The sequence below is a fragment of the Paenibacillus oleatilyticus genome (assembly GCF_018998565.1).
Taxonomy (GTDB): domain Bacteria; phylum Bacillota; class Bacilli; order Paenibacillales; family NBRC-103111; genus Paenibacillus_G; species Paenibacillus_G oleatilyticus.
On sequence record NZ_JAHNZO010000017.1, the window covers coordinates 105,827 to 129,242 of the forward strand.

The following is a 23,416-nucleotide window of genomic DNA, read 5'->3' on the forward strand; positions in this document are numbered from 1 at the left end:
CTGCTCACAGAGGAGGAAGCAAGCCATGAAAGCTATTCAGGTAACGCAATTCGGCGGTCCGGAGCATATGAGCTACACGGACGTCGATGAGCCGAGCATCGGTCCGAACCAAGTGTTGATCCGCGTGGAGACGACCAGCGTCAATTTTGCCGATATCAAATCGAGGTACGGGAAAAAGGGCGGGACTCTTCCGTTCATCCCGGGACTGGATGCGGCGGGGACGATTGAGCAAGTCGGGTCCGAAGTCCGGCAGCTGCAGGTCGGACAGCGCGTCATCGCTTTTCCACATCACGGCTCTTATGCCGAATATATCGCCGCGGACGAAAATCTGACGTTCGCCATCCCGGACAGTCTCAGCTTCGACACGGCGGCCGCCTGTCCGATCGTCTCGTTCCTTTCGTATAAGCTGCTCGCGGACATTGCCAGACTGGAGCCGGGCGAGACGGTCCTGATCCACGCGGCGGCAGGCGGCGTCGGCACGACGGCTATCCAGTTGGCGAAGCTCTTGGGCGCGGGGAAGGTGATCGGAACCGTCGGCAGCGAGAGCAAGGCGGGCATCGCTTTGGAGGCGGGCGCGGATCATGTGCTCTCTTACGCGCAGGGGGATTTTGCCGCGCAGGTCAACGACCTGACGAACGGCGAAGGCGTAAACGTCGTCTTGGACTCGATAGCGGGCACCGTGACGGAGCAAAGCTTACTCTGCCTGGCTCCCTACGGCCGCCTGGTCCATTTCGGCAATTCGGGCGGTCCCGCGGGGAACATCAAGACCTCGGACCTGCATGCGAGCTGCCGTTCCGTCCTCGGGTTCAGCTTGGGCACGACCCGGAGCAAGCGCCCCCACCTGCTGCGCGGCGTCGCCGAGCGGGTGCTGCCGTACTTGGCCGACGGGCGCCTGACGATCAAGATCGGGGCACGCTTTCCTTTGGCCGAAGCCGCCAAAGCCCACGAGTGGGTGGAAAGCCGGCAGAGCACGGGAAAAGTGCTGCTCGACGTCAGAAGCTAACACCGTTTGCAGCTAAGCATACGGCTTACAAACCTAAATTACCTGACGCGCGGCGCAACATTTGCTTATCCACAAACTTATACACATATTATCCACGTTATCCACAATTCGTGAAAAATTGCACTTGCCTTAACTTTGAAAAAGATCGTCTTCAGCCAACCCTTTCGGCCGAAGACGATCTTTTTGATGTTTGCTTTACACGGTAAAAAAAAGGGGATGTACGTATTCTGACGAATATTTTTTTATAGGGCTGTGCGTTTACGAAGACTGTGGATAAAATGTTAAATTGCCTGGATCTCTTGTGGATAACAGATCGTAATAAAGGTGTGGATACATTGGAAAATGAAAAAATCAAAATACTTGGAGACTTTTTAAAATCCCGCCGAGAACGGATGAAACCGGATCGTATCGAAATTGCCAGCCGCTTTGGAAGAAGAAGAACTCCGGGATTACGCAGAGAAGAGGTTGCCCAGCTTGCGGGAGTAAGCATTACTTGGTATACCTGGCTGGAACAAGGCAGAGTCGCTTCCGTTTCCAGGGAAGTCATCGAGAGTGTCGGCAGAGCCTTGCAATTATCTTCAGAGGAACATCTTCATTTGCTCCGGTTGGCTAATTACGAAGGAGAGAGGGACAACAATCCGAACGCTGAGGAAATAAACCCGGCATTTCAGACCCTGATCGACCAATTGAATTATCCGGCGATCATAGCCAATCATCGAACCGAAGTGTTGGCTTTCAATCGAATGGCTACCGAAATTATTACGGATTTCCATGCCCTTCCCGCTGCTGAGCGCGTGATGACGCGATTGGTATTTAGAGATCCAAATCTGCGCAAGCATTTGATGAATTGGAAGGAATTCTCGGATTATACGCTGGGCGTATTTCGCTTGAATTATGACCACAAGACCGGCGATCGCTGGTTTAAGGAATTCGTACAACAGATGTGCCTGGAAAGCGAGGAGTTCCAGACGTTATGGCGATTGCACAATGTGCAGCAAAAGAAAGCCGTACTTTACACGTTCGATCATCCTTCCGCGGGGCGATTATTTTTTGAATTGAATTCCTTTTCCAATCTTAACGGCAATCCAGACCTTCACTGCTGTATATTTACTCCCATCGCGGGTACCGATACCGAACAAAGATTAGAGCATATAAGGAAATAAGCCTGTTAGTCCGGATACCCGTATAAACGAAAACTGGTTGCCTCTTGTGACGGGGAATACAATGAATTCATTCCCATCAAGGAGGTTATCGAAATTGAAAGCTATCGTAATCGATCAACCAGGAGGACCTGCAAGTTTAAAATTGCACGAGAAACCGGATCTGCAACCGGCCCCCGGTATGCTTACCATAGACGTTGCGTATGCCGGAGTAGGGTATTTCGAAGTTTTGCTGAGCCGGGGAGAGTTCGCTTCCGCTTTTCCGATGCCGCTTACGCCCGGTTTGGAAGTGTCGGGATATGTACGCGCCATCGGAGAAGGTGTCGAGGGGTTCTACGTGGGGCAACCCGTTGCCTCGATGACGCTGCATGATCTTAACGGTTTCGCATCCATGGCGAATGTGCGGCCGGATCTTACGGTTCCGCTGGATCAATTGGGGGCAGACCTTGACTTGGCGACAGCGGCAGCCTCTATTGTAAATCTGACGACCGCTTACTTGGCCATTAAAGATGTGTATAGAATGAGAATGGGTGACGACATCCTCGTTCATGCGGCCGTCGGCGGTTTGGGCAGCTTCTTGGGACAAGTCGCCAAACGTTTGGGAGCCGGCAAGGTACTGGGAACCGTCGGCAACCCCCAGAAAGTAAAGCTGGCCGCTTCCCTCGGATATGACGAATTATTTGTCCGGTCAGATTTTGTGGAGCAGACCTTGAAGGCAACTGGACGGAAAGGCGTTCATGCCGTCTTTGATCCGGTCGGGGGAACGATGCGTAAACAAAGTTTAGAGGTACTTCGTCCGTTGGGGCAGTTGGTTGTCGTGGGAAACGCAAGCGGTGAACAGGATGTTGTGCATTCTTTTAACGAAATATGGTTTTCCAATCGTCAACTCGCAGGTTTTACATTAGGCGGATACAGCGACAGCAACCCCGTAGAAACCGGGAAAGCGGCGCGGGAAGCGTTAAGCATGCTGGCAAGAAAAGAGATCCATGCCGAGATTCACGGTGTATATCCTCTGGAAAACGCGGCCGAGGCTCTTGCTCTCTTGGAAGAAAAGAACACCGTCGGCAAACTGGTTTTGAAGATATAACCTCGAATAAAAAGAAGAGAGAGCTTCACTCTGAGGCTCTCTTACTTTTGCGCTAATGGACATTTGGGTTATGCGGTCAGTTGGATATTTTGGCGCGGAACAGGTTGGCTCCCATCAGGATGAACACGCCACCGGTGACCCGGTTCAGCCATAAGCCGATCTTGGGGTTCTTCCTTAGCTTTCCCGTCGCGAACGCCGCGAGATAAGAAAGGAGACTGCTCCACAGCATGCCGATGAAAATAAACGTCGCGCCAAGAATCGCGAACGGAATCGGACTCTGGGCCTGATTGTCCACAAACTGGGGAAGGAAGGCGATAAAGAACAACGCCACCTTCGGATTCGTTACATTTGTAATCATGCCCTGGACAAAAATTTTGCGCGTGCTCATCAGCTCCACCGATCCGGAGTCCGGTGCAATGGCGGAGGACTTCGACAAAATCATCGTAATCCCGAGATAGATCAGATAGGCGACCCCGATCATTTTGATGACCGTAAACAGCAATAGCGATTTCGCCAAAAGAAAAGATAACCCCAGCGCCGCGAGCAGCGTGTGGATAAGCGTACCGGCCGCAATCCCCATGGTGGACCAGATGCCCGCTCTTCTGCCCTGCGCCACGCTTCTGGCAATGATGTACATCGTATCCGAGCCTGGGGTCATGATAAGCAATATTCCAGCGACTACAAACAAGAAATAATGATGAATGCCAAACACGCTCGTACGCTCCTTTACGTAGGTAAGTAGTGTAGGTTACCGCCCGCGGCGGACCCGGATGTTGCGACTTTGCCATGATTGATGTGCTTCCAATCACACTTCTCCGTGCTTCCTCGTGTTACGCTTTTTACATAGCAAATCAAACGTAACGGAGGGATTCGCGATGTTCTGTTATCAATGTGAACAGACCCCGACAGGCGGCTGTAAGGTGATCGGCGTATGCGGCAAAGATGAAACGATTGCAAGCTTGCAGGATACGATGATTTTCGCTTTGAAAGGCATTGCCGCCTATGCCACACATGCAAGACAGCTCGGCTATTCCGACCCGGAGGTCGACCGGATTACGCACGAGGCGTTGTACATGACGCTGACGAACTCCAACTTCAACCTGCAGGAGCATATCGACATGGCGATGAAGGTCGGCTCCGCGGCCGTCCGGATCATGGATGTGCTGGACCGGGCGCATACGACTCACTTCGGCATCCCGCAGCCTGTAGCCGTGCCGCAGAACAGCATCGAAGGGCATGCCATCGTCGTTACCGGGCATAACCTGTACGCGTTGGAGGAGCTGCTCAAGCAGACCGAGGGAAAAGGGATCAACATCTACACGCACTCCGAGATGCTGCCCGCCCACGGCTATCCCAAGCTGAAGCAGTATTCGCACTTGAAGGGAAACATCGGAAAAGCCTGGTACGACCAGCGCCGCCTGTTCGAGAAGTTCCCGGGCGCCATCCTGGCGACAACGAACTGCGTCATGCCAATCAAGGGCACCTACGCCGACCGGTTCTTCTCCTATGATATCGCAGGTCTGGAAGGGGTTACAAAAATCGTCAATGACGATTTCACCCCGCTGATCGAGAAAGCCTTGGCGCTGCCGGAAGCCCGAATCGAGTCGGATCAGACACTGATGACCGGCTACCATCACGAGACCGTGATTGGCCTGGCTCCGGAGATCATTCAAGCGGTCAAAGCGGGCAAAATCAAACGCTTCTTCGTCATCGCCGGCTGCGACGCTCCGGGAAGCGGCGGCGAATATTACCGCGAGCTCGCCACCTCGCTGCCTAACGATACCGTAATTCTGACCACATCCTGTGGAAAATTCCGCTTCAACGACGTCGATTACGGCACCGTGGCCGATACGGGCATCCCGCGCTACATCGATTTGGGCCAGTGCAACAACTCCGGCTCCACGGTCAAGATCGCCCTGGCTCTCGCCGACGCCTTCGGATGCAGCGTGAACGACCTGCCGGTCAGCATCGTGCTCTCCTGGTTCGAGCAAAAGGCGGTCGCGATTCTTCTCGGCCTGTTCAGCCTCGGCATCAAAGATATCCGCATCGGCCCGAAACCGCCGGAATTCATCAATCCGGGCGTCATGAATGTGCTTGTGGATACGTTCGGACTGAAGCTGATCGGCAACGCTCAAGACGATATGAAGGAAATGCTTTCGCTTTCTCACTAAGAGAGCCAGGCATAATGAAGCTCCGGCGGCACCCTGCTGCACGTACGGAGCAGGAGATTAAAAGCGGGCGCAGGCGTCTGGACATCCGTTCAAGGCGTTCGCGCCCTTTTTCCCGTTCACCATCCGTCAACTAGGCCCTCCAAACGACGCCCGTCCTTTGGTGATTTTATGACAATTATAGCGCATATGTTCGCATTCGTACACAAGAGATGCTGATTCATCTCCCCCTTATCGAAGAGGGAGTTTTCTCAGCCTTAACGATAAAATGTTTTTCGCGCACGCCCTTCTCTTAAGCGATCAATCCCGCTTTCGCCAATCCGTTGCGGATACCGCCTTCATCCACATGGCTGGTGACATAGTCGGCATATGGAAGCAGCTCCTGATGCGAGTTCCCCATCGCGATGCCCAGGCCCACGAATTCCAGCATCTCCTTGTCGTTCAAGCCGTCTCCGAACGCTACCGCCTCGGCAGGCGTGATTCCGAGCCGCTCCAGCATCGCCGCGATCCCCTGCGCCTTCGACCCTCCGGCCGGGAGCACGTCCATCGCTTTGGGATGCCAGCGAATCAGCTTGAGCTCCGGCACCTCCCCTTGATACAAGTGCTCCTCATGGCTCTCGCAGTGGAGAAACATCTGGAGAATGTCATTGGCCTTCCAAAACCCCGGGTCATGTCCGGGAAGCTCTACTTTTAACGACAAGACCGATTCCGTCACAAAAGGATGCTCCGCCCGGTCGGAGCAATACGCATGCTCCCCTTCAAAGACGAGCGAGTGTCCGTGCTTCGCCGCCAGGGTAACCAGAGCCCCGATGCTTTCCTTCGGAATGACCCGTTTGTAGACGGGCTTTCCCCGGTAAACGGCATAAGCGCCGTTCAAGCAAACGAACGATTCGATCCCCAATTGATCGGCCAACGATTTGATAAAGTAAGGAGCCCGCCCCGTAGCGATGACCGGCTCCACCCCGCTCGCTTTGAGCGCCCGGATGGCTTCGACCGTATCCGGGGGAACCTCTTTGTTCTCGTTAACCAATGTCCCGTCGATATCAAAAAATACGATTTTGTACGCCATTGCCGCTATGTCCCCTATCCCTCGATGAATGAATGATCTCTAAATCAGGTCTAAAATCCAAGTATAGCACCCGCGCCGAATATGACAAGAACCTAGAAAAGGAACAAAGCCGGAGCTTTGTTCCTTCCCATTATGGTATATACCATTCATCCGTGGTTAATCTTCTACAGACAGACGGTTGCCGTCCGGATCTTCGAAGAAAAAATATTTCTGCACGCCCTCGTAGAGCAAAATATCGGTAACGGAGACGCCGTGATCGATCAGCCGACGATGAGCGGCCTCCGCATCGGGCGTTTTGAAAATAAAAAAGTTGCCGTCGATATGCCGGTTGCTCGGAAAGCGCACGGGAACGTCTTGTTCCGCTTGGAACAGCACCAGTACAGGCCCGCCGTCACCGACCTTAAACTCGACCGTGATGTCGCCGCGCTGGAATTCCTGCAGCCCCAATACCGTACTGTACCAGGCTGCGGACCGGTTCAAATCCCGGACGGGTACGAAGATCCCCGGGATGCCGGTAAATAAAGCGTTGTTGTTGGACATAGCGTTATTCCGCCTTTCTCAGAAAAATAGGCCGCCGATGAGGTAAGCGATTGCAGAAAGAACAAAGGCTATCAGGGAATAGGGCAGCTTTGTTTTGAAATGCCGGTACACCGTCGTTTTCGTGGAATACGCCGTCAGCAGTCCGATATCGGACGTAATGCACGTGGAAGCTCCCCAGATGCCGGCCGACAGCAAGGCCGCCAACGTTAAAGGCGTGTTGGCTCCGACGGAGGCTGACAATTGCAGAAGGACGGGAATCGCCATAATATACAGGCTCCAGTTGAGCGTCACCAAAAATTCCGTAGCCGAGAATACCAGGAAAATGATGAACGGCAGCCATTTCGGAATGACGAAAACGGATACAATTCCGACAACATAATTGGTAAAGCCGATATCGGTAATGGAGTCCGCCAGCACGAAAGCCGCAGCCATAATCACGGCGAGCTCCAGCATATTTTTCATTCCGTCCAGTACGGTTGCAATATACGTTTCGGCGGTAAAGATGCCCCGGGCTACGTAAATGAGGCCGGTGGCGAGAATCGTGATGAACGCTCCCAGTTGGGTATTCGACTTGAAATAAATCGTTGAAGCGATAAAGATAACAATAGGTATGAAAAAATAAATGAGATGAGGTGACGGTTTACCGGCGGGATCGCCTTGGCTCCTGTCCGAAGCATGCTCCGCCGCCGCCTGGTCCGGTTCCTGTTCTTCAATGTGCGAAGCCGCTTTCAATTCGGCGTCATCGCGGCTGGCGTAAGCTCGTTTCATCGGGCCGATATTCGGCAAAACCCCGATCACATTCAGAAGCGTGACCAATAAAAAAGCCAAAGGGAAAAACAACAGCGGCACCAGCCCGGTAAACACCCGAATGCCTTCCCCCTCCGCCGCGTAACCGTTCGTCACCAATAACCCCGCGATAAAGATCGCGCCCGTTCCGATCGGATACAAATGAGTCAGCGTAATGGCGGTGGAAAGCGTAACGTACGCCGTCTTTTCTCGCGGCGTCTTGTACTTGTCGTTCACCGGCGTCATGCAGGCGCCTACGGTCGAGGAGCTTAGATAAAGATCGAACGATAGGAAGAAGCCCATCAAGTAATTGATGAGTAAAGCCGTCTTGCCGCTCTTGGCCTTGCTTCCGGCCCACAGACCGAATTGCCGGGACAGGCCGCTTTTGTCCAGAATCGCTACAATGCTGCCGATCGTCAGCAGGACCAGGATCAGCCACAGGTTTCCTTCGGTCGTGACCTGCTTCAGCAGCTTTTCGTTATAGGTAAGCAGGAAGCCCCACTTATATTTCATAAAGACCGCCAGCAAGCCCCCCCATACAAACCCTTCCAGCACCTTCTGGGTCAGCAGAATGAAGGCGAACATGACGACCGGCGGAATCAAGGACCAGGCCCCGTACGTTCCCGGGTTCGCCGGAGCACCGAGAGCAACGGCGACGAACACGGCCAGTATTCCGGCATAGATGTACGTATTCTTGTTTTTCATCGCCATACTCCCGTAATTAAGGATATCCGTTGCAAGAAAGAAAGGAATGAAGCCGGAGCTTCATTCCACTCTTCGTCTTCTTAATACTTGACGACGCGGTAATAACGGCGGGTCGTCAGCGGATGGTTCCGCTGCACTTCCAGATGGGCGCTGACGCGCTCCATCACCGTTGCAATCGTGACGGTCGACAGGAACTCGCGGAATTCCGGATGGATTCCGTCCAGCGCGTAATCCTTCGCATCGAAGATCGTGACTTCATCGGAGTATTGCGTAACGAACCGTTCGACGCGCTCCATCAACGGACGAGTGGCATCTTCTCCCTTAAAGAGTATAATGCTCATATCTTTTTCGACCAATTCGATCGTCCCGTGGAAAAACTCCGCGGCATGGATGGATTTCGCGTGAATCCACTGCATCTCTTCCAGCACGCACATGGCGTACAGATACGTCCAGCCCCACAGGTTGCCGGAGCCGACGAGCATATGATATTTCTCGTCCTTATATTTTTTCGCGAAGGCTTCCGCTCTTGCGTCTTCCTTCTCCTTGATCGCCGCAAGCGCTTCGGGAACCGAGGCCAGTTGGTCGGCGAACAGAGCGTAGTTGTCGAATTCTCCCCGGTTGTTCAGGAACTTCAGCACGATCAGCAGCAGCTGCAAATGGAACGACTCGACGAGCGTATCGTTGGCCGCCGCGTTGGCGAAGACGTAGTCGCTGGCCTGCGCCAGCGGCGTCGTCGCATCGCCGACGATTCCGATTACCGTTGCGCCTTTCTCTCTGCAAAATTTGGCGGCATCGACGGTTTCCTGCGTCGTGCCCGACAAGGAGGAGGTGATGACAAGAGACTTGTCCGTCAGCTGTTTGTGTCCTTCCACCAGCAGCTCCGCGGCGATTTCCGCATAAACGGGAATGCTCGAATGCGTTTTGACGATATATTCGAACGGATACTTAATGGCGATCGTTCCGCCGCTGCCGACCAGAAAGACGTTGTCGATCTGTTTTTTCGTAATTTCATCCACCGCTTGTTCGATCTGGCTCCGGAGGCCGACGGCTCCTTTCATAATGCCGACGAACCGCTGACGATCAAAGTTTAACATGTGACTCATTCCTCCTGATTAAGGGTTTGGTTTACACGATTAGCGAACTTAGTGGTATATACCATTTTGAGTGCAAACAAGCCGCTCGGCAGTCATTTTCAACATCTATAATGGTATATACCAATAATAAAATATTAGCTTGCTTTTCAATTCTTGTCAATGCAAACGCTCTAATTTTTAGATTTTAAACCCGAGCCCGTGCGGGATGTGGGCCGGTTGTGGGCCATTCCCCGTCCCGGCCGGCACACACCGCACTTCCGCGCATAGCCGCTCCTTCGAAGATTAAGGCGAAAGCAGCGGGCGAAGCCTGTTGACCGACCGGCCGAAGGCGGCGTCCGGATCCGCCAAATAGGCGGAATCCGCCAGCTCCAGGGTCAAACACCCTGCGTAGCCATGCTCCGCCAACTGCTTGAGGTATGCTTCCACCGGCAGATGCCCATCTCCCAACGCGAGATGGCCCGAAGGCGTGCCGTCAATCAAATGAACGTGCGGAACGCCTCCCAGCGCCCGGAAGTAATCGCCGATCGTTTCGCCGGCAACCGCCATCGCCACCGTATCGATCAGACCGGTCATCGCAGCGGAGCCGACCTCGTTCAGCATCCGCCGCAGCGAAGCGAGATCGGTCACCAGATTCGATTCCATCGGCTGCAATACCTCCAGCAGCAGCGTGACGCCCTGACACTGAGCTTTGTCCGCCAGCGTCCGCAGCGCCTCGCACGACCGCTTCCAGGCTTCTTCCCGCGGCTCGTTATAATAGCCCCAGCCGGAGGTGATCAGCATATACTCAGCTTCGAGAGCCGAGGCGATCTCGATGTTTTTGCCGAAATAAGCGATGCCCGCGCGGCGGGCCGCTTCGTCCTGGGCCGCGATATTGAACGGATACATGATCTGCTCGGGCGTATAGCAGACCAAGCCGAGCCGCCGACGGTTCAGCTCTTGGCGGATCCGCTTCACCTGCGCATCCGTCGCCGTGTCCGAGTACAGATGCGGCGAGCCTCCCCACAGCTCGATATGGGACACCCCGTGCTTGTCCATCGAATCGAAGAAATAGTCCAACGAATACATCCGGTAATGCAAGTTCATCCCCGCGATCTGCGTAAACCGTAGTTGAGCCATATCTTGTCCCCTCCGTTCTTGTGGTATATACCATTGTTTCGAAGCCACTCCGGCCTTAATAAGGCTTCCCGTAACCGAAAGCTCCTTCGACCAGACATGTTTTGGCGGCAAACGCCGCGCCCGCGTCGAGCGCCTTCCATACGGACGCCTCCGGGGCCTTGTTCCACTCCCCTTCCGTCAACAGCGTGAGCACAAAGGCGGTAAAGAACGAATCGCCCGCACCCAGCGTATCGACCGGCTGCACGAAATGAGGCTTTTGCAAATAAAACGCGCCGTTATAATAAAGCAGCGCGCCCCGGCTGCCCATCGTCCCCAGGACACCCGTGCAGCCGTACTCCGCGGCGACGAACGCCAGCTTTTCCCGGACGGCGTCCTCCTCCATCGTCCCGCACGAAAGCAGGCAAAGATCGACATGCGGGCATACCCGCTTCAAGTAGTCGTCGTCCCACTCGTCGGAGCAGTCGAAGGACAAGGGAACGCCCAACGCCCGAAGCTCCGGCAGTTGGGACTCGATGCCGCTGTAAATGCTGGTATGAATCCATTGAAATTGCTTCATATAGGCATAGTCCGAATCATCGAATACGAGCGGATGCTCCTGCTGGACACCGCCTTTGTTCCATCCGACCATCACCCGGTCCCCGTCGATCAATTCGATGAGCGAGCAGCCGTTCTCGCCTTCCGACGAACGGCAGCGGGAAGTATCGACGCCAAGCTCGTTCAGCACCCGGTGTACATGACGGCCTTCCTCGTCGGTGCCGAAAATGCCAAGATACCCCGCCTGCGCCCCCAATTGTTTGGCGTACACACTAAAATTCACCGCATTGCCGCCCGGGTACATCACTCTTTTATATACGTATTTATCGACGACGTTATCGCCTAGACCCAGTACGTTCATGGCTTGCCTCCCTTTATGGTATATACCACTAAGCACAAAAAAATTAGTTGTTTTTCACGTTCAGCTTCGAAAAGAACCGGACGATATCCCCGCGGGTCAGCGCCTGCGAGAATTCGATCAATTTGTCGTTCTTATCGAAGGCCTGCGCCTCGACCAGAATGCACGGGCTGTCGTTGCCGACACGCAGCAGCTTGCTTTCCGCTTCGTCGCTAAGGGAAATCCGCATCGTCTGATCCGCGCGGACGAGCTTGATCCCGTAATGCTCCTCCAGCACCTCGTACAAGGAGATGTCCTCCAAATTCATGTGCGCTTCGATTCCCGGGCAGTACGCGTAAGGAATATACGAAAGCTCGATGGAGACGGGAATTTCGTCGGCATAGCGGACCCGTTTGATCGACCAGATCTCCTCTTCTTCGGCAATCCCGAGCATCTTGGCCACGAAGCCGTTGGCCGGCTCCTTGCGCTTGTAGATCGTATTCGTCGAAGGCCGAAGCCCTTTGCTCAATATGTTTTTGGAGAAGCTGGTAAATTCGACGAAATCCAATTGAATGCGCCGGTTCGTCACGAACGTGCCCGATCCGACGACCCGCTCCACGAAGCCCTCCCGCTCCAGAATGGAAATCGCATGACGGGCGGTCATCCGGCTGATCTGATACTGCGCGGCTAACTCACGCTCCGAAGGAAGCTTGTCGCCTTGCTTCCATTTCCCGCTTTCGATTTCTTGAATGAACAAATTTTTAATTTGCTGGTAAAACGGGATATGGTCTCCTGCTTTATTCATATGGAACCCCTGTCACGCGCTCGATTAGCGAATTACCGTCCCCATGGACGGCCAATTCCAGCATAGCAGATGACCGTAAAAACGGTCAAGGAAGCAGCGAAGCCTGCAATTCCCCGATGACGTCCTCCAGCGGCCGGTCGGACATGGAACGAAGACGGCCGTCCACGTTGCCAAAGGCCAGCTGCTCGGTAACCGGATTTGGAACGATGACGCACCATAACCCGGCCGCTTTCGCGGCGGCGGCTCCGTTGGCGGAATCCTCGAAGGCCAGAGCTTCATGCGCCTCGATTCCCAGCGCCTGGATCGCCTTGAGATACAGCTCGGGGTCCGGCTTCACGTTCGCGACGTCGTCTTTGGTCTTGATGACCTCGAACGAATCGAGCAAGCCGAATCTGCGCAGAAACGATTCCACCCAAGCCCGATCGGAGCTGGAAGCCAGTCCCACTTTCAGCCCCAATCGCTGCGCCGCTTCGATATATTCCACGACCCCGTCGCGCAGCGTGACCGTCTCCATCTTCACGGCATGCAGCTTGGCCGCCGCCTTCCTCACTTCGGTGATATCCGTACGTCCTTCGGCCATTTTCCGGATATAGGCCTCGATCTGGCCTCCGTGCGACCCGACGCAAGCCGCGAATACTTCCGTCGGAAAGGGGATGTCGTACCCGCCTAACACCTCGGCATAGCAGTCGAACCATGCGGATTCCGTATCCACGATCAAACCGTCGAAATCAAATACAATCGCTTTAATAATAGTCGCTCACTCCCGCCGGTTCTGTCGTTCCCTCAATATTGAACCCGCCTGTAATACCTTCTGGTCGTTAAAGGATGGTTGCGGACGTGCTCCAGATGACAGCTTACGCGTTCGAGCAAGGCCGCCGCGACGACCGGCGACACATATTTCCGATAGGCCGGCGAGATGCCCGCCAGCTCGTAGTCCGCCGTATCGAATACGGTCAGCTCGTCCGTATAGCTCTTGGCGAAACGCTCCACCCGGTCCATCAGCGGACGGGTCTCATCCTCCCCTTTGAGCAGGATCAGACTCATATCCTTCTCGATCAATTCGAGCGCGCCGTGAAAGAAATCGGAAGCATGGACAGGTCTGGTTTTGATCCACTGCATTTCCTCCAGAATACACATCGCGTAATAATACGCCTCGCCCCAGGTATTCCCGGAGCCGACCATCATATGATAGTCTTCGTTCCGGTAGCGCCCGGCAAAAGCTTTCGCACGCGCCTCCGTTCGTTCCTTCACGTCAAGCAGCGCCTCGGGGAGCCGCTCCCACTCCGCGACCAGGCGGTCATATTCGGGAAACTCCCCTCTATTATACATAATCCGGAAAGCCAGCAAGTAAAATTGGATGAAAAAAGATTCGCAGGACGTATCATCCTCGGCGAAATTGACGATGCTGTAGTCGGCCAGTTCCGCCAAGGGCGTGCCGGCCTTGCCCGTAAAACCGATCGTCACCGCGCCCCGGTCCTTGCAGTATTGCGCCGCTTCGACGGTTTCCTGGGTCGTGCCGGACAAGGAAGCCAGAACGACAAGCGACCGCTCGTTAAAATGCTTATGATCCATCGTCACGAACTCCGCAGCAATTTCCCGATATACCGGAAGCGTCGAGTGAGTGCGAAGCACGTATTCGACAGGCGACATCAAGATTCCCGCGCCGCCGGAGCCGATCAGAAACAAATTTGCAAAGCCGCGGGCGGTGACCTCCTCGACGGCTTGATCGATCTGGCCCCGGCAAGCCACGGCGCCGCCCTGAATTCTTTTATAACGGTCTCTATCGAAATTGAACATATGGATGAACCCTCCTGGGAATGGAATTTCCGAGAGCAGCAGCCTTACTGCCCGAGCGCCTCGCGAACCGCCCGCAGCCCCTTTTTCAAAGGCCCGACCGGATCGAGCAAGTACCTTTCCGCACAAATTTCGAGAGTCAGGTACCCCGGGTAGCCGTGCTTCGAGAGCTGATTCAAATAATCGCGCAGGGGAAGCTGGCCGTCCCCCCAAGTCAGATGATCGCTATCGATAAAATGAATATGGCGCAGATCGTTCCCCAGCGCTTGAAAGCAATCGTCGAACGTTTCCCCCGCCGCATGCATCGGACAAGTATCGACGACCGCCTTCAGCCGGTCGGAGCCGACCTCGCGCAGCATTCGGGCCTGCGTCTCCGTGTTCGTCACCAGATTGGATTCGAAAGGCTCCAGCTGCTCCAGCACCATCGTCATCCCCAGCTCCTCCGCCTTGCGGGAGAGCTGCTGCAGCGAGTCGCGCGAGCGTTCCCACGCCTCCCCGACCGGTTCGCTCCGGTAGCCCCACCCGGGTACGATCTGCAAGAGGTCCGTCCCGAGCTCCGCGGCGGCCTCCAGCGCTTTCGTGAAGTAACGGAGACTGCGCTCGCGAATGTCCTTCTCCCTGGCGGCAATATTAACCGGATACACGCACTGCTCGGGCGTGAAGCAGATGACGTTCAAACCTCTCCGCTCGATTTCTCTTCGAATGCCGCCGACCTGGCGCAGCGTCACATCCTCCACATACAGATGCGGCGAGCCTCCCCACAGCTCGATATGCTCTATTTCGAGCTCGACCATGGCATCCAGAAAATAATCCAGCGAGTACAGCGGAAAATGCTCGTTCATTCCCGCGAGCCGCGTCAGCGGAATTGTCCCCATCACCATCAGACCTTCCTCCCTTCCGGCCCCTGCAGGCCCAAGGCCTGCCGGATCGTGCCGATCGATTGCTCCAAATGCCGGTCGGGCTCCAGGTAATGCTTGACTCCGCAGGTTTCCAGGCCGATGTACCCTTGATACCCCCGCTCGCCCAGCTCCTTCAGGAACGCGGCGATCGGCAGGTTGCCCGACCCGAGCGGCACGTGCCCCTGCGGACTGCCGTCGCAAAGATGGATATGGTTCACGCGTCCCTCCAATTCGGTAAAATAAGCTGCCAGCGAGTCGCCTGCGACGACCATGGGCACCGTATCCACATTGCAGCCCAAATGCGGCGATCCGATCTCTCGCAACATCCGTTTGGCGGTTTGCAGATTGTGAACGAGGTTCGACTCATGGTACAGCAGCGGCTCCATCGTCAGATGTACCCCAAGCGTCTCCGCCTTCCTGGCGATGAGCTCGATAGCGTCTCTGGACCTTTTCCAGGCGTCGTCCGTCGGTTTATCGTAATACCCTCTCCCCGCCACGATTTGCATCCGTCCGGTTCCAAGCTCGGACGCGATATCCAGGCTTTTAAGCGCGTAGGCTATACTGCGGCGGCGCAAAGCCTCATCTTCGGCCGCAAGGTTAATCGGATAGACGCACGTTTCCGGCGTGAAGCAGGCGATCGTAAGCCCGCGCGCTTCGATCCCGCGCCGGAGGCGGCTCACGTCGGACAGCTTCAAGTCTTCAATCGGCACGTGCGGCGAACCGCCCCACAATTCGACGGCCTGCAGCTCCAACGCAACGATCTTGTCCAGAAAGTAATCCAGCGGATACAGCACATAGTGAATATTCATCGGCGCAATTTGAGACATCGTCACGGTTCCCACGCCCGATCACCCCTTTACGCTTCCGGCCGACAATCCGCGGACGAATTGCCGTTGGAACAGGATAAAGACAATAATCATCGGCAGCGCCGCCATCGACAACGCGGCCAACTGCATGCCGAAGCCGGCGGTCAGTCTGCCTTTCAGGTTCAGGATGCCGACCGGAATCGTCCATTGGTTGCCGTTTTCGAGGAACGTGATCGCGAACATAAATTCATTCCAGATAACGATCGTCGCAAGCAAGGCCGCAGAGATGATAATCGGCCGGCTCATCGGAATAATGACGCTCCACAGAAGCTTCCACGAATTGCCGCCGTCCAGAAAGGTCGCCTCCTCCACATCCCGCGGGATCGATAGGAAGTAAGAGCGGATCAGGAAGACGGAGAAAGGAATCTGAAAGGCCGCATAAGGAATAATGAGCCCCCAATACGTGTTGTACAGATGAAACAATTTCAAGATTTGATATAAAGAGACAATGCTTGCTTGGGGCGCCATCATCAGTCCGCTTAAAATAATCAAAAAGATGACGTGCCTGCCTTTAAACTGAAACCGGGAAATCGCGTAAGCGGCCAGCGTGCTGATCAGCACGGCCAGCAGGACGGACACCGTGGTAACGAAGACGCTGTTGAAAAAATACCGTCCCACTCCCGACTCCCAGGCGACTTGGAAGTTGCTGAACTTCCACTGCTTCGGCAAAATCCAGCTGTTGGCAAAAAACTCCTGATTGTTTTTGAAGCCGTTCATCATCATCCACAGGATCGGATAAATCACGCTTAAGGCGTACAGGACGAAAAAGGCGAGCAGCAATCCGAAGAAAATACGGCTTTTTATTGTTTTGTGCACGTTCCTTTCGCCTCCTAGTCGTCTTTGGCCGTACCGGACAGTTTGATTTGACATAAGGACAGGAGCATCGTAATCACGAAGACGACCGTCGCAATCGAAGCGGCGTAGCCCATCTCGTCGTTCCGGAAAGCCGCGCGGTACAGCATGGTGCCCAGCACCTCCGTAGAGCGGCCGGGACCGCCCGAGGTCAAAATGTAGATCTCGTCGAACAGCTTGTAAGCGCCCAGCACAGTGATCATCGACGCGACCAGAATCATCTCCTTGACGCTCGGCAGCGTCACGGCAAAAAAGCTTCGGACGGGCCCCGCCCCGTCGAGATCGGCGGCTTCGTAGAAATCCTTCGGGATATTATGCATCGCGATCAAAAACAGCATCACGTTATAGCCGATATACTGCCATTGGGACACCCAGATCGCCGCATAAATGGCCAGATTGCTGTCTCCCAGCCAAGGCTGCGCCAAGGCATGCAGCCCTAGCGCCTTGAGGCCCAGATTGATGATGCCCGTATCCGGGTTATAGATAAACTGCCACAGCAGGCCGATCACCACGAACGAGATCACGGAAGGAATAAAAAATACGGTGCGGAAAAAAGGCTGCATCTTCTGAAACAGCTTATGCTCCAGGATGGCGGCAATCACGAGCGCCGCGCCGACCTGAAACACGAACGAAATGACGGCATACAGCGAATTGTTCCGAAGCGCCGTATAGAATACGGGATCGGCAAACAAACGCTTAAAGTTATCGAAGCCGATAAAGGTTTTATTCGGGGAAAAGGCATTGAAGCTGAACAGGCTATAATAAAGATTCAAGGCGATCGGAGCGAGAACAAAAACGCTTACAAACACCAAAGCCGGTAAAGCGTACAAGCTTGCCAGCCTGCGATTCCGGAAAACATTCATGTGCCTTTTCTCCTTTCGGGAAGATCAAGGGGCTGCCGATTCGGCAACCCTTTGACGGGGGCTTCCGGTTATTTAAGCTCTTTGACTTCCTTGGCGACCTGCTGAACTTCCTTCATAATGTCCTCGGGCGACTTAAAGCCTTCCATCAACGGAGCGGCTGAAGTCCAGTACACGTCGACCAGCTTGGAATTGATCTGCACATCGAGCCATTCATTCACTCCGTGATCCAGCAGCAGCTGCATGGCTTTCACGTTTTGCGGGAAGGAAGTGTCTTTGTTCACCGCGCCGATGACGGAGCTTTGCCATGTATTCATCTTCACCATTTTTTCCGCATTCGCCTTGCTGGTCAAAAACTTCAGGAAATCGATGGCCTCGTCCGGATGCTTGGACTCGGACGAGACGACGAAGCCGTCCGCCCCTCCGACAATGGACTTCAGATCGCCGTCCTCCCCTTCCATCGGCGGCATCGGGAACACGTCCCAGTTATCTCCCATCGCCTCGACCATCTGCGGGAATTCCTCGGAGTAGGAGTAGTACATCGCGCTTTTGCCGGCCAGGAACGATTGGAGCGCCATATCGGCCGGGGTCGTATTGACGTTTGAATTAAAGTAGCCTTTGTCTTGCAGCTCCTTGAATTTTTTAAGCGCATCTACATAGCCGGGATTCGTCCATTCGCCGGTTTTGTAATTGTAGTCCTTCGCGCGGACCTCCGGATTGACCATCATGAGATTGAACGCCGTCTCGTAGTGGATCGATGCCCAAATATCTTGCTGTCCGTAAGCGATCGGCGTTACGCCCGCGTTTTTCAGGGTCTCGCATAATTTCATGAATTCGTCGTACGTTTTAGGCTCCTGCAAATGATGCTTGGCGAAAATTTCTTTATTGTAGACGAAAAATTTGCCTAACAGACGCAGCGGAATGCCATAGGTCTTCCCTTCATATTGATAAGACTTCAACGCCGAAGGAATAAAGCTGTTTTTCCACGCCGGATCGTTCTCCAGATAGGAGCTTACATCCTTGACCACGCCGGCCCGAATATATTTTTGGGCATATTCGCTGCCCCAGGAGAAGAAAATATCCGGTACGTCGCTGCCTCCCAGGATGACTTTCATTTTATCCTTCAACGTCTCGTCATAAATGGCTTCCGCCTGAATCTTGATGTTCGGATGGCTTTGCTCGTATTCCTTGATCACTTCGTCGAAATAACCGCTGTAAACGGGCTGCGGCCAGGATCGCAGCACCTTGAGCGTAATTTGCTTGCCGTCGCCGGCCGCCTTGCCGCCTCCTTCGTCGGAGTTGGAATTGGAGCAAGCCGTCATCGTAAGCGCCAAGCACAGGGTTGCCGTTGTAGCCATGCTAATGGTTTTGTTCATCGCAGTCACTCCCGCCATTTTGTTATATGGTATATACCATTTATTTGAAGCTTCGGCTCTCTTGCAGTCAAGATGCCGACAAGAAGCGTGCCAACCTGTTGTTGTCCTTTTCAGATCGATAAATTTTGCAGGATCGTCGCCAGTGACACGTCGTTGTGATTCTCTTGTCGAATCGGGTCGTCGTACCGGTGCGCCACGATTTTATTGCTTACGATGCCAAGCAGCCTGCCCCGCTCGCCGCGGGTTAGCAGATGAACGGCCTCCACGCCCCAGCGGCTTCCAAGCACCCGGTCCGCCGCCGTCGGACTTCCGCCTCGTTGAAGGTGGCCGAGTACGGTGGTCCGGACGTCGTAGCCCGCCATCGCTTTGATGCGGCTTGCAATGTCCGCGCCCGATCCGACGCCCTCTGCCGAAAGAATAATGCTGTGCCGCTTGCCGTCCCGGATCGAAGCCTGCAATTTCCGGATCAGATCCTCGATTCTAAATTCGATCTCCGGAACGATCACATATTCGGCGCCGCAGGCGACTCCGGCCCATAGGGCGATGCTTCCGCTATTGCGTCCCATCACCTCGATCAGGCCGATCCGGTCATGAGAGAACGAGGTGTCCCGAATCCGGTCCGCGGCTTCCACCACCGTATTGACCGCCGTATCGAAGCCCAGGGTCATCTCCGTTCCCGGCATGTCGTTGTCGATCGTTCCCGGAATGCAGACGGTAGCGACGCCTTCCGCCTCCAGCTTCTTCGCTCCTTCGAACGAGCCGTTCCCGCCGATCACGACAACGCTTTCGATTCCGGAAGCTTGAAGCTGCCTGACCGCCCGGGCTCTGCCTTCCTCGGTGCGGAATCGTTCCGACCGGCTGGTCTGCAGCATCGTTCCGCCGCGATGAATGATTCCCCCCACATCGCGCTCGGACAGCCTCTTGATTCGCCCTTCGATCAGCCCCTCGTAGCCTCCATATACCCCGAATACTTCGCAACCGAGACGGATGCCTTCCCGAACGACGGCCCGGATGGCGACGTTCATGCCCGGAGAGTCTCCGCCACTTGTTAACACGGCTATTTTTCTCATCCGTATCCCCCCTATATCCAATTTCCTGTAAGCGTTTTAATGGTATATACCAATATTACATGACTTCCTCCGTTCCCGCAAGTCTTTTCTTCCGGGGCCATGCGAAGGATCGATCGGCATGCATGAAAAAAGGCCTCCGGCCGCCGAAAAGCAAGGTTCAATCCTGCTTTCCGACAGCCAAGGCCCGCTGTATTGTATTGTGACACCTTTGCTTGCTGCGCTTTCGTTTCGCTCGTTTCGTCCGTTTCGTTTACAGTCCGAATTGCGCTTCGAACCAAGCTGCGGCCGCATCGGCTTCCATCGGCGTAAGCTGGTGGCCGTACCGCTCCCAATGGACCGTCACCGAAGCCCCCGCTCCGCTAAGCAGCCCCTCCAGCTCTTCGGTTTCCTGAGCCGAACAGATCGGATCGTTCGTCCCCGCTCCGATGAAGACCGGGATACCAGACAGATCCGGGAGCTCGATGCCTCTTCGCGGAACCATGGGATGATGCAGGATGGCGCCTTGCAGGGCGTTCCGGTAATGAAACAGCAGACTGCCTGCGATGTTCGCTCCGTTCGAATAGCCTACCGCGACGAGGCGGCTGCGGTCAAATCCGTATTGCGCGGCGGCCTGATCCAGAAACTCATTGACCTCCTGCGTGCGGAAGACAAGATCCTCTTCGTCGAACACGCCTTCGGCAAGCCGGCGGAAGAACCGGGGCATCCCGTTCTCCAGCACATTGCCCCGCAGGCTGAGTACGGAGGAATCCGGCGCTATGCGCTTCGCCAGCGGCAGCAGATCCCGCTCGGTTCCCCCCGTCCCATGGAAGAGCACCAAGGTCGGCGCTTCTTCCCGGCGGCCCTTTTCGAAAATATGCTTCATGGGCGTTTTCCCTCCAATACTCTCACTTGAATCGGCAGCAGATTCGCCTCAATCGCGGCACGATGGGGTTCATACCACTCGGGCAGCATTAATTTCTCGCCCAGCGTTTCGGCGGGTTCGTCACGGGCGAAGCCTGGCGGATCGGTCGCGATCTCGAACAGAATGCCCCCGGCCTCGCGGAAATAGAGCGCATTGAAATATTGGCGGTCGATGATGGACGTCGGGCGATAGCCGTAGCTCTGCACTTCGCCCTGCCACTGGGCATGCTGCTCGAAATCCGCCGCGCGCCACGCGATATGATGAATAGTGCCCGCACCTTCGCTGCCCCGGCTCACAGCCTCGAGCGGGACATCGATCACGTTGCCGAGCTCCCCGGCGGACCGAAAGCGAGCATACTCGCCGTCTTCCGCGACCTTCTCCAAGCCAAGCAGATGTACCAGCGCTTCCGTTGTTTTGTTCGGGTCGGTGCTGAATAGCACGGCGCCTCCGAAGCCCTTGATCGCTTTGTCAGTCGGAATCCCGCCAAACGACCAGCCGCTGTTCGGGCCTTCCTCCCGTTCAACCAGCTCCAGCCGCAGCCCTTCATTATCTTCGAATTGCAGGAACGTCTCCGAGAAGCGGTTTGCTCTCGTTACGGCAATCCCGAAGCTTGCGAGACGCTCCTCCCAGTACCCGAGAGCGCCCATAGGGACGGCATACGTCGTGATGCCGACTTGACCGCCGCCGACCCGGCCTTTGCGGGAGGTCGGCCACGGGAAGAACGTTATGATCGTTCCCGGGCTTCCCGCTTCGTTGCCGAAGTATAGATGGTATACCTCGGGAGCGTCAAAGTTGATCGTTTTCTTCACCAGACGCAGCCCCAGAATGCCTGCATAAAAATCAACGTTGGCCTGCGGATCTCTTGCAAAAGCCGTAATATGATGAATACCGGATGTTTGTAATGTCATAAGAAAATCCTCCTCTATTTTAGGTTAGTTCATGACTTAGTCATCTCATGATTCGTGCCAAATTATTTAAGCAATGCATCCAGCGAATAAGCCCCGGCGCCCGTCAATGCCACGCCGATAGCGACAACCAGCAGCACGAGTTGGTATTCGTACCCGTTGGCGGTAGACCAGAGGCCGTTCGGACCGTGCACCTTCACGATCGCGCCGAGCATGGTCGCGGCGATTAACACTGCAGCCAGCGGGGTAAGCAGACCGGCTGCAAAAAGGACGCCTCCGAGCAATTCCATCAGTCCGGCCAATACCGCCATGACGACACCCGGCTTGATGCCGACCGACTCCATCCACCCGCCGGTTCCCTTCGGACCGTAGCCGCCGAACCAGCCGAACAGCTTCTGCGCCCCGTGCCCGATAAACAGCAGCCCAACCACCAACCGAACCAACAACAACCCCAATGCCAACATCATCATCATCCTCCATTATTTTTAATTTGTTATTCTTAATTTTAAGATATTTAACGTAGCTTCCTTACAAAAATATTACCGCATAGCTTACAACATCTCGGTGCCACATATAGGACCAATTACTCTGCTTCACGCCTTCACGCTAAGCAAGCCACCCTACTTCCCAAAAGCACGGCCTATGCTTCCCTCAATCGCTCCACCCTTTCGTACGCTATCGTTTATGCACCCCGAATTCCTCCTTGCTGATGTCTTTAATTTAATTATCTTGATTTAAAGATAAATCATTTTGTGATCTATGTCAATAGTCAATTTAGAAAAAAATCAGGTTCCGGACTTCGTCCTGACCGTCCCATCGGGATGCCCTACCATGATCAGATCCGCCATGTTGACGAACAACCCGTTCTCCACAACTCCGGTCAGCTTGTTCAGCTCCACCGTCAATTCGCCGGGATTCGGAATCGACCCGAACCGGCAGTCGATCACGTAATTGCCGTTATCCGTCACGAAGGGAGCCCCGTCCCTTATCCGCAGAATCGGTTCGCAGCCCATTTGCCCCAGCTGCTTGCTTGTCATCTCCCAACCGAACGGCACGACTTCAACGGGAAGCGGAAACTGGCCCAGAACGGGTACGCACTTGGAATGATCGACGACGACAATGAAGCGGTCCGAAAATGACGCAATCATTTTCTCCCGCAGCAATGCTCCTCCCCCGCCCTTGATCAGCTCATCCTTCGGACTGACCTCGTCCGCACCGTCCACGGTCAGATCCAACGGAGCTTGCAACTGGGCAAGCGGAAGAAGAGGAATCCCCGCCTCGCGCGCCAGCTTTTCGGTCTGGACGGACGTCGGCACGGCCTCGATCCGCAGGCCTTCCTTAACCAGCTCGCCGAGCCTGAGAATGGTCCAATATACCGTCGATCCGGTTCCAAGACCGATTCTCATCCCGTCGCTTATGTATTCCGCCGCTTTCTCGCCGGCTGCTTTTTTCGCATCCATGTTTAGTGCCCCCGATCGTGCAGACTTTC

The 23,416-nt window shown here is 55.0% G+C and carries 24 protein-coding genes; 4 read left to right on the plus strand and 20 right to left on the minus strand.

The genetic code is table 11. The features are described from left to right. The first annotated feature begins 25 nt into the window (after positions 1-25). The 3 genes from KQX66_RS21475 to KQX66_RS21485 all read left to right on the plus strand — a co-directional run bounded on the left by KQX66_RS21475 (position 26) and on the right by KQX66_RS21485 (position 3,250). On the plus strand, positions 26-1,003 hold the full coding sequence (locus KQX66_RS21475) for a quinone oxidoreductase family protein (protein ID WP_216794851.1): 978 nt from the start codon (positions 26-28) through the stop codon (positions 1,001-1,003). A 326-nt stretch (positions 1,004-1,329) separates the two neighbouring features. Further along, a complete protein-coding gene (locus tag KQX66_RS21480; RefSeq protein WP_308647258.1) occupies positions 1,330-2,166 on the plus strand; it encodes a helix-turn-helix transcriptional regulator in 837 nt (278 codons plus the stop codon). A gap of 94 nt (positions 2,167-2,260) precedes the next feature. Beyond that, positions 2,261-3,250: a quinone oxidoreductase family protein gene (locus KQX66_RS21485; protein ID WP_216794853.1), complete on the plus strand. Its 990-nt coding sequence runs from the start codon at positions 2,261-2,263 to the stop codon at positions 3,248-3,250. A gap of 76 nt (positions 3,251-3,326) precedes the next feature. Here KQX66_RS21485 and KQX66_RS21490 read toward each other — a convergent pair whose 3' ends face one another. After that, positions 3,327-3,962 carry a LysE family translocator gene (locus KQX66_RS21490; RefSeq protein ID WP_216794854.1) on the minus strand — a complete coding sequence of 212 codons (636 nt, stop codon included), beginning with the start codon at positions 3,960-3,962 and terminating at the stop codon, positions 3,327-3,329. A 163-nt stretch (positions 3,963-4,125) separates the two neighbouring features. Between KQX66_RS21490 and hcp the strand changes: the two genes are divergently transcribed. After that, positions 4,126-5,421 carry a hydroxylamine reductase gene (gene hcp, locus KQX66_RS21495; protein WP_127459929.1) on the plus strand — a complete coding sequence of 432 codons (1,296 nt, stop codon included), beginning with the start codon at positions 4,126-4,128 and terminating at the stop codon, positions 5,419-5,421. A 289-nt stretch (positions 5,422-5,710) separates the two neighbouring features. Here hcp and KQX66_RS21500 read toward each other — a convergent pair whose 3' ends face one another. From KQX66_RS21500 to rpiA, 19 genes are all read right to left on the minus strand, one after another. Then, the gene (locus KQX66_RS21500; protein WP_216794855.1) at positions 5,711-6,487 is read right to left on the minus strand and encodes a Cof-type HAD-IIB family hydrolase; all 777 of its coding nucleotides are present in this window, start codon (positions 6,485-6,487) and stop codon (positions 5,711-5,713) included. 156 nt (positions 6,488-6,643) lie between these two features. After that, on the minus strand, positions 6,644-7,027 hold the full coding sequence (locus KQX66_RS21505; RefSeq protein ID WP_216794856.1) for a VOC family protein: 384 nt from the start codon (positions 7,025-7,027) through the stop codon (positions 6,644-6,646). Positions 7,028-7,045: 18 nt separating this feature from the next. Beyond that, positions 7,046-8,518: a Na+/H+ antiporter NhaC family protein gene (locus tag KQX66_RS21510; RefSeq protein ID WP_216794857.1), complete on the minus strand. Its 1,473-nt coding sequence runs from the start codon at positions 8,516-8,518 to the stop codon at positions 7,046-7,048. 80 nt (positions 8,519-8,598) lie between these two features. Then, positions 8,599-9,612, minus strand: coding sequence for an SIS domain-containing protein (locus tag KQX66_RS21515; protein ID WP_216794858.1), 1,014 nt, complete (start codon positions 9,610-9,612; stop codon positions 8,599-8,601). Between the two features lie 282 nt (positions 9,613-9,894). Further along, complete coding sequence (locus tag KQX66_RS21520; protein ID WP_216794859.1) at positions 9,895-10,728, minus strand: sugar phosphate isomerase/epimerase family protein; 834 nt, start codon at positions 10,726-10,728, stop codon at positions 9,895-9,897. Positions 10,729-10,783: 55 nt separating this feature from the next. Continuing rightward, positions 10,784-11,623: a PfkB family carbohydrate kinase gene (locus KQX66_RS21525; RefSeq protein WP_216794860.1), complete on the minus strand. Its 840-nt coding sequence runs from the start codon at positions 11,621-11,623 to the stop codon at positions 10,784-10,786. Between the two features lie 43 nt (positions 11,624-11,666). Continuing rightward, the gene (locus KQX66_RS21530; RefSeq protein WP_054973470.1) at positions 11,667-12,404 is read right to left on the minus strand and encodes a GntR family transcriptional regulator; all 738 of its coding nucleotides are present in this window, start codon (positions 12,402-12,404) and stop codon (positions 11,667-11,669) included. An 85-nt stretch (positions 12,405-12,489) separates the two neighbouring features. Next, complete coding sequence (locus tag KQX66_RS21535) at positions 12,490-13,155, minus strand: HAD family hydrolase (protein WP_216794907.1); 666 nt, start codon at positions 13,153-13,155, stop codon at positions 12,490-12,492. Positions 13,156-13,187: 32 nt separating this feature from the next. Next, positions 13,188-14,201: an SIS domain-containing protein gene (locus KQX66_RS21540; RefSeq protein ID WP_216794861.1), complete on the minus strand. Its 1,014-nt coding sequence runs from the start codon at positions 14,199-14,201 to the stop codon at positions 13,188-13,190. A gap of 44 nt (positions 14,202-14,245) precedes the next feature. Next, positions 14,246-15,079, minus strand: coding sequence for a sugar phosphate isomerase/epimerase family protein (locus KQX66_RS21545; protein ID WP_216794862.1), 834 nt, complete (start codon positions 15,077-15,079; stop codon positions 14,246-14,248). Continuing rightward, positions 15,079-15,939 (minus strand): sugar phosphate isomerase/epimerase family protein, encoded by an 861-nt coding sequence (locus KQX66_RS21550; protein ID WP_216794863.1) that lies wholly within the window; start codon positions 15,937-15,939, stop codon positions 15,079-15,081. Before KQX66_RS21550 ends, KQX66_RS21545 begins: the two co-directional genes overlap by 1 nt. A 6-nt stretch (positions 15,940-15,945) precedes the next feature. Further along, positions 15,946-16,779 carry a carbohydrate ABC transporter permease gene (locus KQX66_RS21555; RefSeq protein ID WP_308647256.1) on the minus strand — a complete coding sequence of 278 codons (834 nt, stop codon included), beginning with the start codon at positions 16,777-16,779 and terminating at the stop codon, positions 15,946-15,948. 14 nt (positions 16,780-16,793) lie between these two features. Continuing rightward, complete coding sequence (locus KQX66_RS21560) at positions 16,794-17,678, minus strand: carbohydrate ABC transporter permease (protein ID WP_216794865.1); 885 nt, start codon at positions 17,676-17,678, stop codon at positions 16,794-16,796. Positions 17,679-17,746: 68 nt separating this feature from the next. Next, positions 17,747-19,051: an ABC transporter substrate-binding protein gene (locus KQX66_RS21565; RefSeq protein WP_216794866.1), complete on the minus strand. Its 1,305-nt coding sequence runs from the start codon at positions 19,049-19,051 to the stop codon at positions 17,747-17,749. Positions 19,052-19,161: 110 nt separating this feature from the next. After that, positions 19,162-20,121 (minus strand): 6-phosphofructokinase, encoded by a 960-nt coding sequence (pfkA, locus tag KQX66_RS21570; protein WP_216794867.1) that lies wholly within the window; start codon positions 20,119-20,121, stop codon positions 19,162-19,164. Between the two features lie 250 nt (positions 20,122-20,371). Further along, positions 20,372-20,983 (minus strand): alpha/beta hydrolase, encoded by a 612-nt coding sequence (locus KQX66_RS21575; protein WP_216794868.1) that lies wholly within the window; start codon positions 20,981-20,983, stop codon positions 20,372-20,374. Beyond that, positions 20,980-21,930, minus strand: a complete 951-nt coding sequence (locus tag KQX66_RS21580) for a ring-cleaving dioxygenase (protein WP_216794869.1) — start codon at positions 21,928-21,930, stop codon at positions 20,980-20,982. The genes KQX66_RS21575 and KQX66_RS21580 overlap by 4 nt, the downstream gene beginning before the upstream one ends. A 62-nt stretch (positions 21,931-21,992) precedes the next feature. Further along, positions 21,993-22,391 carry a DoxX family protein gene (locus KQX66_RS21585; protein WP_054973497.1) on the minus strand — a complete coding sequence of 133 codons (399 nt, stop codon included), beginning with the start codon at positions 22,389-22,391 and terminating at the stop codon, positions 21,993-21,995. A gap of 321 nt (positions 22,392-22,712) precedes the next feature. After that, the gene (rpiA, locus tag KQX66_RS21590; protein ID WP_216794870.1) at positions 22,713-23,387 is read right to left on the minus strand and encodes a ribose-5-phosphate isomerase RpiA; all 675 of its coding nucleotides are present in this window, start codon (positions 23,385-23,387) and stop codon (positions 22,713-22,715) included. Positions 23,388-23,416: the final 29 nt, after the last annotated feature.